Source organism: Parafrankia discariae (assembly GCF_000373365.1).
Classification (GTDB): domain Bacteria; phylum Actinomycetota; class Actinomycetes; order Frankiales; family Frankiaceae; genus Parafrankia; species Parafrankia discariae.
Genome location: NZ_KB891237.1, coordinates 1 through 13,092, shown reverse-complemented (window position 1 = coordinate 13,092; position 13,092 = coordinate 1). Strand labels below are relative to the sequence as shown.

Sequence of the window (13,092 nt, the reverse complement as noted above, 5' to 3'; positions counted from 1 at the left end):
TACGAAGTCAATAACTTGACCGAGTAAAGCAGATTGGGGACGGCTCACCCGGCTCCGGGCACCACCCGACCCGGGAGGTCCGCGAGGCCGGCGAGCGCGCCGAACGCCCGGCGGGCCACCGCCTCGGCCGCGGGCAGGACGTCCGCCGCGGCCGCGCCGGCGTCGAGGCGGCGCCAGTTCTCCCGGGCCAGCACCCGGTGGACGGTGAGAACCGCCGCCGCGGCGAGCCGGGCGTCCACCTGGACGGCGGGCGAGCCGGCCGCCTCGGCGAGCGCGGTCGCCAGGGCGTCCTCGTCGGCGGCGGTGAACTGGGCCATCCGGCCCAGCAGGCTCGGAGTCGAGAAGACCAGACGGTGGTAGGCGAGCACCTCGGGCAGGTCGCACAGCCCGGTGACCGGTTCGTGTCGTCGCAGGCCCGCGAGGAAATGAGCCTCCAGCGCGCCGAGCGGCGACCGGTCGGCCGACCGGGCCCGCACCACCCGGGCGGCCTCCCCACGGTGGTCGAGCACCCGGTGCAGGACCAGGTCCTCCTTGGCCGGGAAGTAGCTGAACAGCGTCGGCTTCGACACCTCGGCCGCCGCGGCCACCTCGGCGACGGAGACCCGCTCGAAGCCCCGCTCCAGGAACAGCGAGACGGCGGCGGCGGACAGCGCGTCCCGGGTGCGCTGCTTCTTGCGGTCCCGCAGGCCGAGTGGCTCGGTCATCACCGCCGCCTACACGCCCCGCTCCCCACCGAACCGTCGGAGGGCCTCGGGGGCGCGGCCGGGCCGCCGGGCCGCCGGACGTCCGGCGGTTCGCTCGGGTGCGATCTCGTACTCCACGACATGCACAGTAAGGCGCGCCGGCGCCGGACCGTCACGGCCCCGGGGGGGGGCGAACCACACCAGTGTCCGCTACCAGGCGTCAGGAGCCCCCCGGAAGGGAAGGAAGAAGGGACAGGCACGCGGACCACCAGGCATCACGTTCAGTTCCCCGGCGGCCCGCTGCACCGCTCCGGCGGCTCCGGCGACAGGCGTTCACGCTGCCGGCGGACCGGCGACGGGACAAAGGGGGACGGGATGACGCGACAGCGCCGATCGCGCCCGCCCAGGGCGGAGATCGCCGCACCGGGGACAGATCGTCACTTATCGCATCCGGTCCAGGCCTGAAGTTAACACGAAGGAAGCCTGGATTTAATTTCTGTTGAATCGCCATGTGCAATTCTGCAGTATGCAGACAGGTGGTGCTCCCGTGGTCGATATCGTTAAGATAGCAGCGTCGATCGACGATATCCCCACCGTTGAGGAAACAGACGCGATGCTGGAGGAGCTGCGCCGGCTTCCACGTAATACGGAGACGATCAGGTTGATGGATGACCTGCTGGAGCTCCGATCGCTACTCGGCGCGACGTGCTGAAAACGCGCGCCGAGTAGCGTCGGAAAGCTGGGCGGCGCACCTATGAACACACTGTTCAACTACGGTGCGCCGTCATTCCGGCCTGGCCGGTCAGCAGGAGGGTGTTACTAGGAGCCGAACGACTGGCCCTGGTTGCCCTGGTTGCTCTGGTTGCCCTGCTGGCCGCCACCGAAGCGCTCGCCGGCCTGACCCTGGCCGCCGCCGACACCGGCCAGCTCACGCAGGCGGTTCTCGACGTAACGCTCGCTGTGGTGCGTCTTGTCCGCGATCCGGGCGACGAGGTCATGGATGTCGGTCGCGGAGTCGAGGTCCGCCGCGCTGACCTGACCGAACTGGTCAAGGAGGCGGTAACGGAGCTGCCGCCAGTTCTGACGGAGCTGCTGCTCCACCTGCTGGCGCTGCTGCTGCTGCTCCTGCTGGCTCATTTTCTGATCCCTTTCTCAGCGGTCATTTACTGGCGCGCACCGAGGTGCGGGGCGAACGCTACCCCAGCGACTTCAGGCGGCGTCAAACCAACACCGGAATCCGAATGTATGCGGCCAGCCCGGGGCCACCACGACGGAAACAGCCCGCCGGCGCGCATAAACCGACCCCGGGGTTCAGTACCAGACCGACCGATTTATATCGGCCGCCGGCCGTCATTTCACCGTTTCCCGCTAAAGCGGGCGGCCACCCGGCCCGGCACCGCGCGGTCGCTGCCCGAGTCACCCGGACCGCCGGCCCGGACGCGGCTGAGTGCCTCGATCGCGCAGATTATCCCGGGACCGCCGAGGGCGAGAAGATGCGATCAGGAGCACGCCGAAAGTAGCGTCGAGGCATCCCGACGCAAGGAGGCGTCATGCGTGCCTGCGACACCTGCGGAAACGAATACTGGATGTCCTTCGAGATCCAGGTCGTCAGCGGTGAGACGTATACCTTCGACTCGTTCGAGTGCGCGGTGCAGAAGCTCGCCCCGCGCTGTGAGCACTGCGACTGCCGCGTGATCGGGCATGGGGTGGAGGTCTCCGGGCGTTTCTTCTGTTGTGCGCACTGCGCGCGGCAGACGGGCGGGATGGGCCGCGAGATCCGCGACGCCGTCGGAGCGCACCCCAACTGATCGGCGACCGGGGTGGGAGGCGGTACGCCCGGGTGCCGGGTCGGCCAGGCGACGGCGGCCAAGCGGTCGGATGGCTGACAGAAACCCCGGAGCAGCCCTTTTCCGCGGGTGAACTGGACGGGTGACCGGACCAATCACGCAATCCGAACACCGGCGGCCCGAAAACGGGCAGCCCGAGTGCGGAGAACCCGAACACCGGCAGCCCGACGACCGGCATCCGGCACGGCGCCGGCCCGCGCGCCGGAGCCGGTCGCGCGCCTGCCCACCGCCGGGACCGCGAATCCGCCTGCTGCGCCCCGGCGAGCAGGACATTGTCGACGAGGTGTTCGCCGGACTCTCACCGAGAAGCCGTTACCTGCGCTTTCACGCACCGCTGGGCACTCTGCCGGCGGCGCACCGCCGCGCCCTCGCGGACGTCGATCACCACGACCACATCGCGTTGGTCGCGGTGGAGTGCCATCCGCTGGGAATCGCGCGGCTGATCCGCACCGGACCGGCCGAGGCCGAGGTGTCGGTCGCGGTCGTCGACACCGCCCACCGCCGTGGGGTGGCCCGCCGGCTGCTCGCCGAACTCGACCGCCACGCCGTCGCGGCCGGAGTGCGCGAGCTGCACGCGAACGTGCTCGCCGAGAACAGCGCCGCGCTGGCGCTGTTCCGGGCGAGCTTCGCGCAGGGCCCGTGCGTGGTGGAGGGTGACGTGCTGCGCCTGACGTGCCTGCCCGGCCGCCGGACGCGGTGGGCGGGGCGGCCTGGCCGGCCGGGCGCGCCGGGCCGGCGCCGCCGGGGCAGGCGCCGGGCGGCGCCCGCCGCGGGCTGACGCCGGGCGGGAAGAACGGACGGATCAGCTGGGTCGGTCCGCCGGGCCGCTCTTGATCGCCTCGACGAGAGCGCCGAGCTTGTCACCGGAGAGGTTTCTGGCGAGATCGGCCTCACTGATCATCCCGACCAGCCGCTTGTCGTCGATGACCGGCATCCGCATCACCCGGTGCGTCATCATCTCGTTCAGGACGGTGTCGAGGTCGGCGTCCGCCCGGACGAACAGCGGCTTGCCCTTCCCGAGATCACCGGCGCGGGTCGACGCCGGGTCCCTGCCCTCCGCCACACAGTTGATCACGATGTCGCGGTCGGTGATGATGCCGCCGAGGCGGTCGTCGGCGCCGCAGATCGGCAGCGCGCCGACACCGAGGTCACGCATCATGCGGGCGGCGCTGACCAGCGACTCGTCCGCGCCAACGCACTTCGCGTCGCCGTGCATGATGTCCCGAGCGGTCGTCATGGCTGCTCTCCTTCGTCGTCATGCCTGCTGGGAGCCGTCCCGCGGCTTCCGGGGAAGCCGCGATCCGACTCGACATGACATACCCACCGCGACCGATCGCACACGATCAGTCGACAAGGGCGGCAGCGCACCGCGGATCAGTGGCGGTGTGCCGGGGACAGCTGGTGCACGGTCACCCGGCGCACGTCGCACGGGTCGCCGCCGGCGGGCGAACACGGCTCGCACTCCGTCTCGACCGTGGCGTGGACGACCCCGTGCTTCTCCGCCAGCACCGCCTTGACCCGGTCGGAGACCGCCCGCGCCTCCTCCAGGGTGGGATGCCCGGCCACCTCGACATGGGCGCTCGCCGCGGCGACCCGATCGGACAGGCCCCACACGTGCACGTCGTGCACCCCGGTCACGCCCTCCACGGCGAGGACGTCCGCCTGCACCACCGCCAGGTCGAGCCCGGCGGGGGTCGCCTCGAGCAGCACCCGGGACGACTCGGCGAGCAGGCGCACGCCCTGGACCCCGATCAGCGCCGCGACGACCAGGGAAAGCGCCGGGTCGAGCCAGTACCAGCCGCCGGTGAGCCAGATGACGAGCCCGGCGCCGGCCACCGCGACCGACACCAGCGCGTCGCCGGCCAGATGGGTGACCGCCGCCCTGGTGTTGATATCACCGTGCCGTTCGTGGACGAACAGCGCGCTGACCCCGTTTCCGACGGACGCGGCGATCGCCACAATCAGGACGGCCAGACCGTCGACCGGCTCGGGATGGGCGAGCCGCCCGGCGGCCTCGACACAGACCAGGGTGGTCACGACCAGCACGCTCGCCGCGTTCGCCTGGGCGGCGAGCACCGGCCAGCGCAGGCCGCCGAAGGTCCGGGTGGCGGACGGCGCCTGCCGCGCGAGCCGGATCGCCATCAGCGCGAACGCGACACCCACCGCGTCCGCGAGGTTGTGCACGGCGTCGGCGAGCAGGGCGACCGACCCGACGAGCAGCCCCGCCGTGGCCTGGCCGACGACGATCGCGACGTTCAGACCGGTCGCGAACGCGAGCCTGCGGCTCTGGGAGTCGAAGCCACGCGGTGCCGACCCGCCGGGCCCGGCCACCGCGCCGGGCCCGCCGTGGGTGTGCCCGGAGTCGTGACCGTGGCCGGGCAGGGTCTGCGGCGGGACGAGCCCCTTGCCGTGGCCGTGGTTGTGGCTGTTCTCGTGCCCGGGCCCGTCGTGGCGGCCCTCGAGGGTGTTCACCGGTCCACCAGGTCGGTGAGGTCGCGCGCGGCGACGCTCGCACCGGTGGGTACGAACCGGGCCGGCCGCTCCGCCTCGGCGGCGACGGGGTCGTCGCCCGTCGCCTCGTGCGCGTGGTCGGGATCGACCGCGAGCACGACGCTGAGCAGGTCGTCCAACGCGTGCGCGAGGGCGTCGTCGGCGAGCTCGTAGCGCAGCCGCCGCCCCTCGGAGACGGCCACCACCAGCCCACAGCCCCGCAGGCAGGCGAGGTGGTTGGAGAGATTCGTCCGGCTCACCGAGAGAATCTCGGCGAGCTCCGTCGGGTAGGACGGGCCCTTGCGCAGCACGAGCAGCAGGCGCGCCCTGGTGGGATCGGACAGCGCGTGCCCGAACCTGGCCAGAACCTCGCCATGCGCCACAAGCTTCACCATGTACTGAACAGTACAGCGACCGCTGACGTCAGTCGAGCCTGAACAGTCGACGCGGCTGGGTGCGACCGGGCCCGGCTGGTCGACGCGGCCGCCCAGGTGGGCGCCGGGCACCGGGGCGGCCGCGCGCCTCAGCCGGCGAGCAGGTCCTCGAGGAAGAGCAGCACCCGGGCCGGGACACTGCGTCGGCCCGGCCCGGCGAGCACAGCGTGCCCGCCGGGGACCACGGTCAGCTCGGTCCGGGCGGCCGTCCGGGTCGTCATCCGCACCAGCTGCAACGGGCTGATCGGGTCGTCCCGGCCGTGGATGAGCAGGATGGGGAGGTCGGGCAGCACCCGCGGCGGCGGGTCGGCGACCGGTATGCCGGCGACCGGCACGTGCAGCAGCGGCAGCCCGAGCAGGGCGAGCCCGTCGGGGCGCACGGCGGGTGAGCCGGCCATCGCCAGCGCAGCCAGCGCGCCCGAATCCGAGCCGAGCAGGACGAACGGGAGGCCGGGGCGGCGTACCTCGCCGACGGCGTGCGCCACGTTCCCGCCGGCCGGAACCACCGAGGCCGCGTAACCGTCAAGCGCCAGCCGCCGGGCGAGCCACTCGTAGGGCTCGCGGCTCTCGCCCCGCCCCATGAGCATCGCGACGGCCACCCGGACCGGCTCGGCGAAGAGATCGTCGTCCAGGCCGGCGTCATGATCCGCGAACCGGGGGCTGATCGTTGTCGAGGGCGTCATCGCGCCGTGGTCTCCTTGTCTGGCGCTCCGTTGCGCCGTCACGGCCCGCGGCGGGGATACGCGAGGCTCGTGCCGCCGGCGTCGCCGGCGCCGCGACCCCCGGGCCCACATGATCACGGCAGGGCCAGGAACCCCGGCAGACTATCTCCCGCGCGCGGGTCGCGGCGGAGGCCGGGGTGTCCGCCGAGCGACACGGCCGGACGACGCCCTGGGCCCGCACCGTCGGGCCCGCACCGCGCACGGCCGGCGCTTCGCCGATCCCGGGGCGCGGCGCCCCGGGATCGGCGCGACCGGCGCCAGCAAGCCGTCGCCGACCCCGGACTAGCTCTCGTGGATCTGCTGGGTGAGGTAGTTCGTCGCGCCGAGCTGGGCGATCAGCGCGAGCTGGGCGTCCAGCCAGTCGATGTGCTCCTCCTCGGAGACGAGGATCTTCTCCAGCAGCACGGCCGAGCCCACGTCCTTCTTCGACCGACACAGCGCGATCCCGTCGCGCAGCAACGCGACCGCCTCGTCCTCCTGCGCGACGTCGGTCTCCAGCTGCTCCGGCACGGTCTCGCCGATCCGCAGGGTGTGCAGCCGCTGCAGGTTGGGTAGGCCGTCCAGATAGAGAACGCGCTCAATCAGCGCATCGGCGTGTCGCATCTCGTCAATGGACTCGTGGTAGAAGTAGTCCGCCAGCCGGCGATATCCCCAGTTCCGCTGCATCCGCGAATGCAGGAAGTACTGGTTGATGGCTGTCAGCTCGTTCGTCAGGACCTTGTTCAACAGGTCGATGATGTCCTTGTCGCCACGCACCGTCGCCATCTCTCCTCAGTTGTCCTCTGCCGCGCCCGCGGGCCGCGGGGGCGCGGCCCCCCTCCGGACGAACGGCCGCCGCCACCGGGACCTCCGGCACCGTTCCGGCACGTCCGCGCCGGTCCGTCCGGGCGGCATCGCGACGCAAGGTACCCGTACCGTCGCCGGATACTCTTGCCGCCGCCGGATTGGGCCGGCGCGCCGCGAATTCGCCCAAGAAACAGGAAATCACAGTGGAGCCCGGCGCGCATACCGGCAAGGGCGCAGCGAACCTCACATCGACGCCTATTTAGGCTAGCCTGTCCTCAGTTAGGGAAGGCTTCGCTGATGCTTCACCGGCGTCACTGACGCTTCACCGGCGAGGCAGCCGCACCAGGCCGAGATAGAAGTCGTCGATACGGTGAATCACCTCGATGAACGCCTCGAAGTCCACGGGTTTCGAGACGTAGGCGTTCGCGTGCAGCGTGTAGCTGTACAGCACGTCGCCCGGTGCCTCCGAGGTTGTCAGCACAACCACCGGGATGGACAGCAGCCGCGGGTCGGCCTTCAGCGCGCTGAGAACCTCCCGGCCGTCCATCCGCGGCATGTTGAGGTCCAGCAGGATGAGGTCGGGCCGGGGGTTCGCGGTGTCCCGCAGGTAGGCCATGGCCTCCACCCCGTCGGCGGCCACATGGAGCTCGTGGTTGACACCGCGGTCGGTCAGCGCCTCCTCGACCATCAGCGTGTCGCCGGCGTCGTCCTCCACCAGCAGGATGTTGAACGCGCGGACAGCGGCGGCAGCGGTCACGAACGACCTTTCTTGGTGCGGAGTCTGGACTGAGATGGAAGTACCGACCGGACGCCGTGGCGTCACACCGGCCGGCGGCCGGCGGTCGGGCGGCCACCGGACACGGCCGTCGGCGCGGCCAACGATAGGCCGGTCGACGGTGGGGCGGGACGCGGGGCGTCCACCCAGGTGCTCCTGCCCGCGAGTGCGCCACGACTAACCGGCTACCAGGACCAGTCCCAACGACGGCACGTAGCCGCCATGCGACGCTGAGGCGGGGACGGTCCCGCCGGGACGTCATCGAGACAGCATGGAGTGCCACCAATGCGACGTGTCGTGGACGCGGACGCGGCGCTGTTCATGGGCTGCGCGCTGACCAACGCCCTGGGCGTGACCGGCCTGGTCCGGGCCTTCGGTTACCCGGGCATGCTGAACGACCCGGCCGGGGCGACCCTGGCCGCGGTGGGCTCGCGGACCGGGACCCTCACTCTGTTCGCCCTGCTCACGGCGGTGTCCGCGGTGCTGATCGTCCCGCTGACGACGCGGATCGTCCGCCTCGGGGCCATGCCGGGCCCGGCCCGGCCGGCCGCGCACCCGAACCGGACCGCCTGGGTGCTGCTGCTCACGGGCCTCGCCACCGCGACCGCCATGATCTTCGAATGGTGCTTCTGGCTCATCGGGGTGCCACTGCTCACCCGCAATCCGGCGGGCCCCGGACCGATCTCCCCCAGTGTGATCACGTTCGACGCGTTGCGGGTCACCCTGGGTGTGCTGTGCGGCGAGACGATCGGCCCGCTGCTGCTGTCCGCCTGGACCGTCCTGGTCGCCTCCCGTTTCGTCGCCTCCGTCTTCGACGACTGGTGGCCGCTCGCCCCCGCCCGCCCCGGACACAGCCCCCTCGGCGGGCACGGCTCGCTCGCCGGCCGGCCCGGCGGACGCGGCCCGCTTGACCGCCGGCCCGGCGTGCGCGATCTGCTCGGGCGCGGACTGGTCGGATCCGGGCTGGTCGAACGCGGTCGCCGGTCCGTCGCCGCGGCGGCGGACTGGCTGCGGCTGGAGGTCCTGCGCTGGGCGCGGCCCGTGCTCATCGGGAGCGGCCTCGCCTGCGCCGGGCTGCTGTTCGCGGCCGCCGCCTCGGCCGCCGGCCTGCTCCCCGCTCCCCGCCTGGCCGCGCTCGCCCGCCTGCTGTGGAGTCTGTGGCTGGCCGGGATCGGGGCCCTGGTCTGGGTCTCGCGGGCCCGGGGGGCGGGCCCGCGGCACGGGGCGGCGGCCCGGGGCCTCGCCCTCGGTCTTCCCTGGCGGGCGGGCGGTCCCCGGGCGGCCGTCCGGCCACGCCCGTTCCAGCGCACCCCCTTCCGGTACGCGGCCTACCGCGCCGCCGCCGCGGCCCGGAGCAGGGCGCTGCCCGGACACCGGCCGGGCCGGCACGGCGGTGGGGCGGAGCTGTGGGGCACGGCGGGCGGACTGGTCGGAACGGGCGGGGACGACGCCGTCACCGAGGCCGGCGACGAGGCGGTCGTGGACGTGGGTCCCCGCGCCCGGGCCCGCGTCGCCGCCGCCGAGACCTACGCCGACGCCCACGCCGCTGCCGACACCGACAGCGGCAGCAGCAGCGGCAGCGGCACCGACAGCGACACCGACACCGGCGAGGCCGAGGACAGGGTTGATCCGCCGACCGAGATCGTCACCGGGAACGGGGAGGGCGACGCGGCGGGCGACCACGAGCCCACGGACGCCCCGGAGTCCGCCCAGGGCTGACCCCGGGGCGGGGCGCCGTGCGCTCAGCCGGGCAGGCGGGGGCGGCGCGGCGCGAGCACCCGGCCCTGGACGCCGGCCTGGCGCACCGTCCAGCCGAGCTCGTCGGAGCCGGTGACCGACCAGAGCCACTCCCCCTGACGGCCACCTCGCTCACTCCGGCCCCGGCCCAGCGGGGCGGCGGCGAAGGCGGCGACGTCGCGCATGGCGACGTCCAACAGCGCCCCCCGGCCGGCCGCCCGGCACAGCGCGACCGCCAGCGCGCCGTAGAGGCCGGTCAGCGGGTCGGCGATCGCGTCGCCACAGAACACCGGGACCGCGCCACCGGAGACCGTCCGGTCCCAGCCGACGAGTCCGCCGGCCACGGCGGCGTCGTCACCGAAGGCGACCGGGCCGGGCCCGTGCCCGCCGGCGCCGGCCGCCCGCCCGTATCCGGTGATGCCGAGCCAGACCCGGCCGGGACGGGCTCGCACCCACCGCTCGGCGTCCAGGCCGAGCTGCGCGAGAGCGCGTGGCCGGGAGCCCTCGATCACGACGTCGGCCTGTTCGACGAGCCGGTGCAGCGCCGCCCGCCCCCGCGGGTCGGTGAAGTCGAAGCGTTCCTCGTCGTGGCCCGCGTGCAGCCACCGGTAGAAGTCCGGGTCCCCGAGCCGTGCCCCGTCCGGGCGGTGCACGCTCTCGACCTTCACGACCCGCAGACCCATCCGCCCCAGCAGGTGGGCCGCCAGCGGACCAGCCCACAACGACGACAGGTCGACGACGAGGGGACGACCGTTCTCCGGCCCGCCCGGCGCCGGCCCGGGGCCCTGCTCCGCCCGGCTCGGCGCGGCGCCCCGCACCGCGATCCGGACTGGTAGCCGCGGCCCGGCGGACTCTGTGGACCCGGCTGACCCGGCGGCCGGGAGCGACGCCACGGGCAGCCCCAGCAGCCAGGCGCGATCGACCAGGTCGACGCGGTCGTGCGCGGGCAGCAGGACGGCCAGCCCCGCCCAGGTCGTCTCCAGAGGGTCGCCGCGACCATCGGCGGGCGCGGTGGCTTCGGCAGGCGCGGCGGCCTCGGCGGGGTCCATGCCGAACAACGCCGGGAGCAGCTCCACGTCGTCCTGCCGGGCGAGGTTCACCGCGACCCAGCCGTCGGCGGCCCGCAGCAGCCGGCAGCTGCCGTTGGCGGAGATCGTCCCGCCGCGGCGCAGGCCGAGCAGGGCGGCCCGACCCGCCAGCAGCTCGGGGACATCGACCTCGACCGCCGCCCCCAGCGCGGCGGACGCGGCGCGCAGCAGCGCGGCGGCCGCCCGGGCCCGCCCCAGCACCGGGGCGTCCGGTACGACCGGGCTCGCCGTGGGCCGACCGGTGAGCCACATGAGCCCGGATCCGGCCCAGTCGAGCGCGGGAGAGGTCTCGAAGGACGGGGTTTCGAGCGGTCGGGCTTCGAGTGACCGGGCTTCGGGCGGCGGGGTTTCGAGCGGCAGGCCCGCCGCGAGCAGTGCCTCTCGCAGCTCGGCTGCCAGCTCGACCTCGATGTCAACCTGGACCTCGGCGTCGATCTCGGCGTCGGCGTCGGCGGAGCCGAGGTCAGCTGCTCGGTTCCGCGCCACGAGCCGGGATCTCACCACACTGGACCACCACGAAGCCACCACGCCCGCTGTACTCGATCTGGGCGAGTTCACCGGAGGTGCGCCCGATCAGGTTGCCGACCTTGAAACTGGAGACGACCCGGGTGCGGACGCCCGCCGTCCAGGCGACCGCCGCGTCGCGGTCGACGCACACCGGTTCGTCCGTCGGGAGGACGAGCGGGCTGCCCAGGCAGAGCACGCCGACGCCGCCCGTTCCGGAGACCTCGGTGTTGAACACGCCGCCCGCGATCATCGCGCCGATCCCGCCGGACGTCGTAGTGATCTTGTAGCGGACACCCGACTCGAGGGCGAGCAGGCTGCGGCCGTTGACCGTGAGCCGGTCGTTGTCCAGATGGAAGATCGAGATGTGGCTGCCGGACTCCGCGAACCAGACGGTGCCGCGGCCCTTGATCCGCATCAGGTCCTGCCCCTCGCCGGTGACCGCGCGCCGGAGGTAGCCGCCGACGCCCTGCCCCTTGTAGGCGAAGTCGACCTTTCCCCGGTAGGCCACCATGGACCCCTGCTTCGCGTACATCTCGCCGCCGTCGAGGCGGACCCGGAGCATCCGGTCGCCCTCCTCGAGCGCGAACGGCGGACCGCCGGAGTTTCCCGCCGCATGCTGCCCAAGTGGTTGATTCACAGGCACCATTGAACGCCGGACGGCGATCGCCGTCACCATCGATCGTGCGGCCGGGGCGGGTCGAACCGCCCGCGGGGCCGGGTCAGTCCCGGCGGTGCACGCTCACCGCGTAGCCGTCCTCGGGGCGGTCGGGCGCGCCGTCCCAGGTCGCGAAGCGGCGTTCGAGGGTGAGACCGGCGTCCGCGCACCAGCGGTCGTACTCGGTGAGGCCGAAGGGCGCCTCGGGCAGCGGCAGGTGCGCGCCGTCCAGGCCGAACCCGGCGACGAGCAGGCCACCCGGACGCAGGGCGCCCGCGAGGGCCCGCAGCACCCGTGCCTCCGTGCCCTCCGCCAGCAGTGGGATCACATTGCCCGCCGCCACGACCAGGTCGAACGGGCCAGCCCGGCCCGCCGGCGCCGGGGTGCCCTGGTCGGCGAGGCCCCGGTCGGCGAGCACGGCGGGCAGGTCCGCGAGATCACCGAGGATCCAGGTCACCTCGCCGGACACCGCTTTCGCCCGGGCGAGCATCGACGGGTCGGCGTCGACACCGGTGCACGAAAAGCCCAGTTCAGCGAGCCGGATGGCGACCCGCCCGGTGCCGCAGCCGGCGTCCAGGATCCGCGCGCCGGCGGGGACGAGCCCGGCGCAGAAGCCGGCCTCACCGTGCACGTCCAACCCGCCGGTGGCGAGGCGCGCGAACCGCTCGGCGTAGCGGTCCCCCACGGCACCGTCCGACGCGCCGCCGGAGCGCGCGCCGGTCAGGGACGCCCAACGGCTGACACCATTACCAGCGACCACCCGGCGACATTATCGGACGGCGGCGTCCCCCCGGACAGCGCGGCGTCACCTCCCGGCCGGCGCGGCTCCGTACCAGCTCGGTTCCCGGTCGGCCAGCCAGCCGTGAATGACGTCCCGCAGGCTCGCCGGACGCAGGTCGAGGCCGACCAGGTTGCCGATCGAGACCGAGGTGATGTCGACGTCGAACTCACGGCTGCCGATCTGCGACCCCCAGGGCAGATGGGCGGCGAACAGGACGTTGATCTCCTGGTGGCGGACGCCACCCTCGACGTAGACGTTCTCGGCGCAGCCGATGAACTCCAGGTCGGCCACGTCGAGGCCGGCCTGCTCCTGGGTCTCCCGGCGCAGGGCCGCCTCGACCGTCTCACCCGGGTCCACGTTGCCGCCCGGCAGGTAGAACCAGGGCTGCCCGCGGCGGTTCGCCAGCAGCACGCGGTCCTGGGCGACGAAGAGCACCCGGGCGCTGATCTCGACAGGGGCGGGCGGGGCCATGAGCGCTCCAAACAGGGGTCAGTGCGGGGGCGGGCTGGCGGGCCGGGCGGCTGGCAGGTCAGGCGGCTGGCGGGTGGCGGGGGGCGGGGGCGGGTCAGGCGATGCGACGGGCGGCG

The 13,092-nt window shown here is 73.3% G+C and carries 16 protein-coding genes; 4 read left to right on the top strand and 12 right to left on the bottom strand.

The features are described 5' to 3' along the window. Positions 1 to 44 precede the first annotated feature (44 nt). On the bottom strand, positions 45 to 704 hold the full coding sequence (locus B056_RS37765) for a TetR/AcrR family transcriptional regulator (RefSeq protein WP_018504381.1): 660 nt from the start codon (positions 702 to 704) through the stop codon (positions 45 to 47). 526 nt (positions 705 to 1,230) lie between these two features. On the opposite strand from B056_RS37765, the gene B056_RS43695 reads away from it, so the two are divergent. Further along, entirely contained in the window at positions 1,231 to 1,395 is a 165-nt protein-coding gene (locus tag B056_RS43695) for a hypothetical protein (RefSeq protein WP_020572668.1), read from the top strand. Between the two features lie 107 nt (positions 1,396 to 1,502). Here B056_RS43695 and B056_RS0123870 read toward each other — a convergent pair whose 3' ends face one another. After that, complete coding sequence (locus B056_RS0123870; protein WP_018504378.1) at positions 1,503 to 1,820, bottom strand: hypothetical protein; 318 nt, start codon at positions 1,818 to 1,820, stop codon at positions 1,503 to 1,505. Between the two features lie 413 nt (positions 1,821 to 2,233). Here B056_RS0123870 and B056_RS0123865 point away from each other — a divergent pair, with 413 nt between their 5' ends. Both B056_RS0123865 and B056_RS0123860 read left to right on the top strand, forming a co-directional pair. Further along, positions 2,234 to 2,491, top strand: coding sequence for a hypothetical protein (locus tag B056_RS0123865; protein WP_018504377.1), 258 nt, complete (start codon positions 2,234 to 2,236; stop codon positions 2,489 to 2,491). A 322-nt stretch (positions 2,492 to 2,813) separates the two neighbouring features. After that, positions 2,814 to 3,308, top strand: a complete 495-nt coding sequence (locus B056_RS0123860) for a GNAT family N-acetyltransferase (RefSeq protein ID WP_018504376.1) — start codon at positions 2,814 to 2,816, stop codon at positions 3,306 to 3,308. Positions 3,309 to 3,332: 24 nt separating this feature from the next. On the opposite strand, the gene B056_RS0123855 is transcribed toward B056_RS0123860, so the two are convergent. The 6 genes from B056_RS0123855 to B056_RS0123830 all read right to left on the bottom strand — a co-directional run bounded on the left by B056_RS0123855 (position 3,333) and on the right by B056_RS0123830 (position 7,719). Next, a complete protein-coding gene (locus B056_RS0123855; protein WP_018504375.1) occupies positions 3,333 to 3,767 on the bottom strand; it encodes a CBS domain-containing protein in 435 nt (144 codons plus the stop codon). Between the two features lie 137 nt (positions 3,768 to 3,904). Continuing rightward, positions 3,905 to 5,002 carry a cation diffusion facilitator family transporter gene (locus B056_RS0123850; protein ID WP_018504374.1) on the bottom strand — a complete coding sequence of 366 codons (1,098 nt, stop codon included), beginning with the start codon at positions 5,000 to 5,002 and terminating at the stop codon, positions 3,905 to 3,907. Next, complete coding sequence (locus B056_RS0123845; protein ID WP_020572667.1) at positions 4,999 to 5,415, bottom strand: ArsR/SmtB family transcription factor; 417 nt, start codon at positions 5,413 to 5,415, stop codon at positions 4,999 to 5,001. The genes B056_RS0123850 and B056_RS0123845 overlap by 4 nt, the downstream gene beginning before the upstream one ends. 128 nt (positions 5,416 to 5,543) lie before the next feature. Then, entirely contained in the window at positions 5,544 to 6,137 is a 594-nt protein-coding gene (locus B056_RS0123840) for an alpha/beta fold hydrolase (RefSeq protein WP_018504372.1), read from the bottom strand. A gap of 321 nt (positions 6,138 to 6,458) precedes the next feature. Then, positions 6,459 to 6,932: a bacterioferritin gene (bfr, locus tag B056_RS0123835; RefSeq protein WP_026240070.1), complete on the bottom strand. Its 474-nt coding sequence runs from the start codon at positions 6,930 to 6,932 to the stop codon at positions 6,459 to 6,461. 352 nt (positions 6,933 to 7,284) lie between these two features. Beyond that, complete coding sequence (locus B056_RS0123830; protein ID WP_018504370.1) at positions 7,285 to 7,719, bottom strand: response regulator; 435 nt, start codon at positions 7,717 to 7,719, stop codon at positions 7,285 to 7,287. A 303-nt stretch (positions 7,720 to 8,022) separates the two neighbouring features. Here B056_RS0123830 and B056_RS0123825 point away from each other — a divergent pair, with 303 nt between their 5' ends. Next, the gene (locus tag B056_RS0123825; RefSeq protein WP_035752596.1) at positions 8,023 to 9,456 is read left to right on the top strand and encodes a hypothetical protein; all 1,434 of its coding nucleotides are present in this window, start codon (positions 8,023 to 8,025) and stop codon (positions 9,454 to 9,456) included. Positions 9,457 to 9,479: 23 nt separating this feature from the next. Here B056_RS0123825 and B056_RS0123820 read toward each other — a convergent pair whose 3' ends face one another. The 4 genes from B056_RS0123820 to B056_RS0123805 form a co-directional block, all read right to left on the bottom strand. Then, positions 9,480 to 11,048 carry a CoA transferase gene (locus B056_RS0123820; RefSeq protein ID WP_018504368.1) on the bottom strand — a complete coding sequence of 523 codons (1,569 nt, stop codon included), beginning with the start codon at positions 11,046 to 11,048 and terminating at the stop codon, positions 9,480 to 9,482. Beyond that, complete coding sequence (locus B056_RS0123815; RefSeq protein ID WP_026240069.1) at positions 11,026 to 11,715, bottom strand: AIM24 family protein; 690 nt, start codon at positions 11,713 to 11,715, stop codon at positions 11,026 to 11,028. Before B056_RS0123815 ends, B056_RS0123820 begins: the two co-directional genes overlap by 23 nt. Before the next feature lie 73 nt (positions 11,716 to 11,788). Continuing rightward, a complete protein-coding gene (locus B056_RS37760) occupies positions 11,789 to 12,484 on the bottom strand; it encodes a class I SAM-dependent methyltransferase (RefSeq protein ID WP_195905946.1) in 696 nt (231 codons plus the stop codon). A gap of 45 nt (positions 12,485 to 12,529) precedes the next feature. Next, the gene (locus B056_RS0123805; RefSeq protein WP_018504365.1) at positions 12,530 to 12,976 is read right to left on the bottom strand and encodes an NUDIX domain-containing protein; all 447 of its coding nucleotides are present in this window, start codon (positions 12,974 to 12,976) and stop codon (positions 12,530 to 12,532) included. Between the last annotated feature and the right edge of the window lie 116 nt (positions 12,977 to 13,092).

Bases quoted from the DNA above. Each gene is read 5' to 3' on its own strand.
- B056_RS37765 (WP_018504381.1), bottom strand. From the start codon at position 704: ATGACCGAGCCACTCGGCCTGCGGGACCGCAAGAAGCAGCGCACCCGG.
- B056_RS0123865 (WP_018504377.1), top strand. From the start codon at position 2,234: ATGCGTGCCTGCGACACCTGCGGAAACGAATACTGGATGTCCTTCGAG.
- B056_RS0123855 (WP_018504375.1), bottom strand. From the start codon at position 3,767: ATGACGACCGCTCGGGACATCATGCACGGCGACGCGAAGTGCGTTGGC.
- B056_RS0123870 (WP_018504378.1), bottom strand. From the start codon at position 1,820: ATGAGCCAGCAGGAGCAGCAGCAGCAGCGCCAGCAGGTGGAGCAGCAG.
- B056_RS0123815 (WP_026240069.1), bottom strand. From the start codon at position 11,715: ATGGTGCCTGTGAATCAACCACTTGGGCAGCATGCGGCGGGAAACTCC.
- B056_RS0123845 (WP_020572667.1), bottom strand. From the start codon at position 5,415: ATGGTGAAGCTTGTGGCGCATGGCGAGGTTCTGGCCAGGTTCGGGCAC.
- B056_RS0123840 (WP_018504372.1), bottom strand. From the start codon at position 6,137: ATGACGCCCTCGACAACGATCAGCCCCCGGTTCGCGGATCATGACGCC.
- B056_RS0123805 (WP_018504365.1), bottom strand. From the start codon at position 12,976: ATGGCCCCGCCCGCCCCTGTCGAGATCAGCGCCCGGGTGCTCTTCGTC.
- B056_RS0123825 (WP_035752596.1), top strand. From the start codon at position 8,023: ATGCGACGTGTCGTGGACGCGGACGCGGCGCTGTTCATGGGCTGCGCG.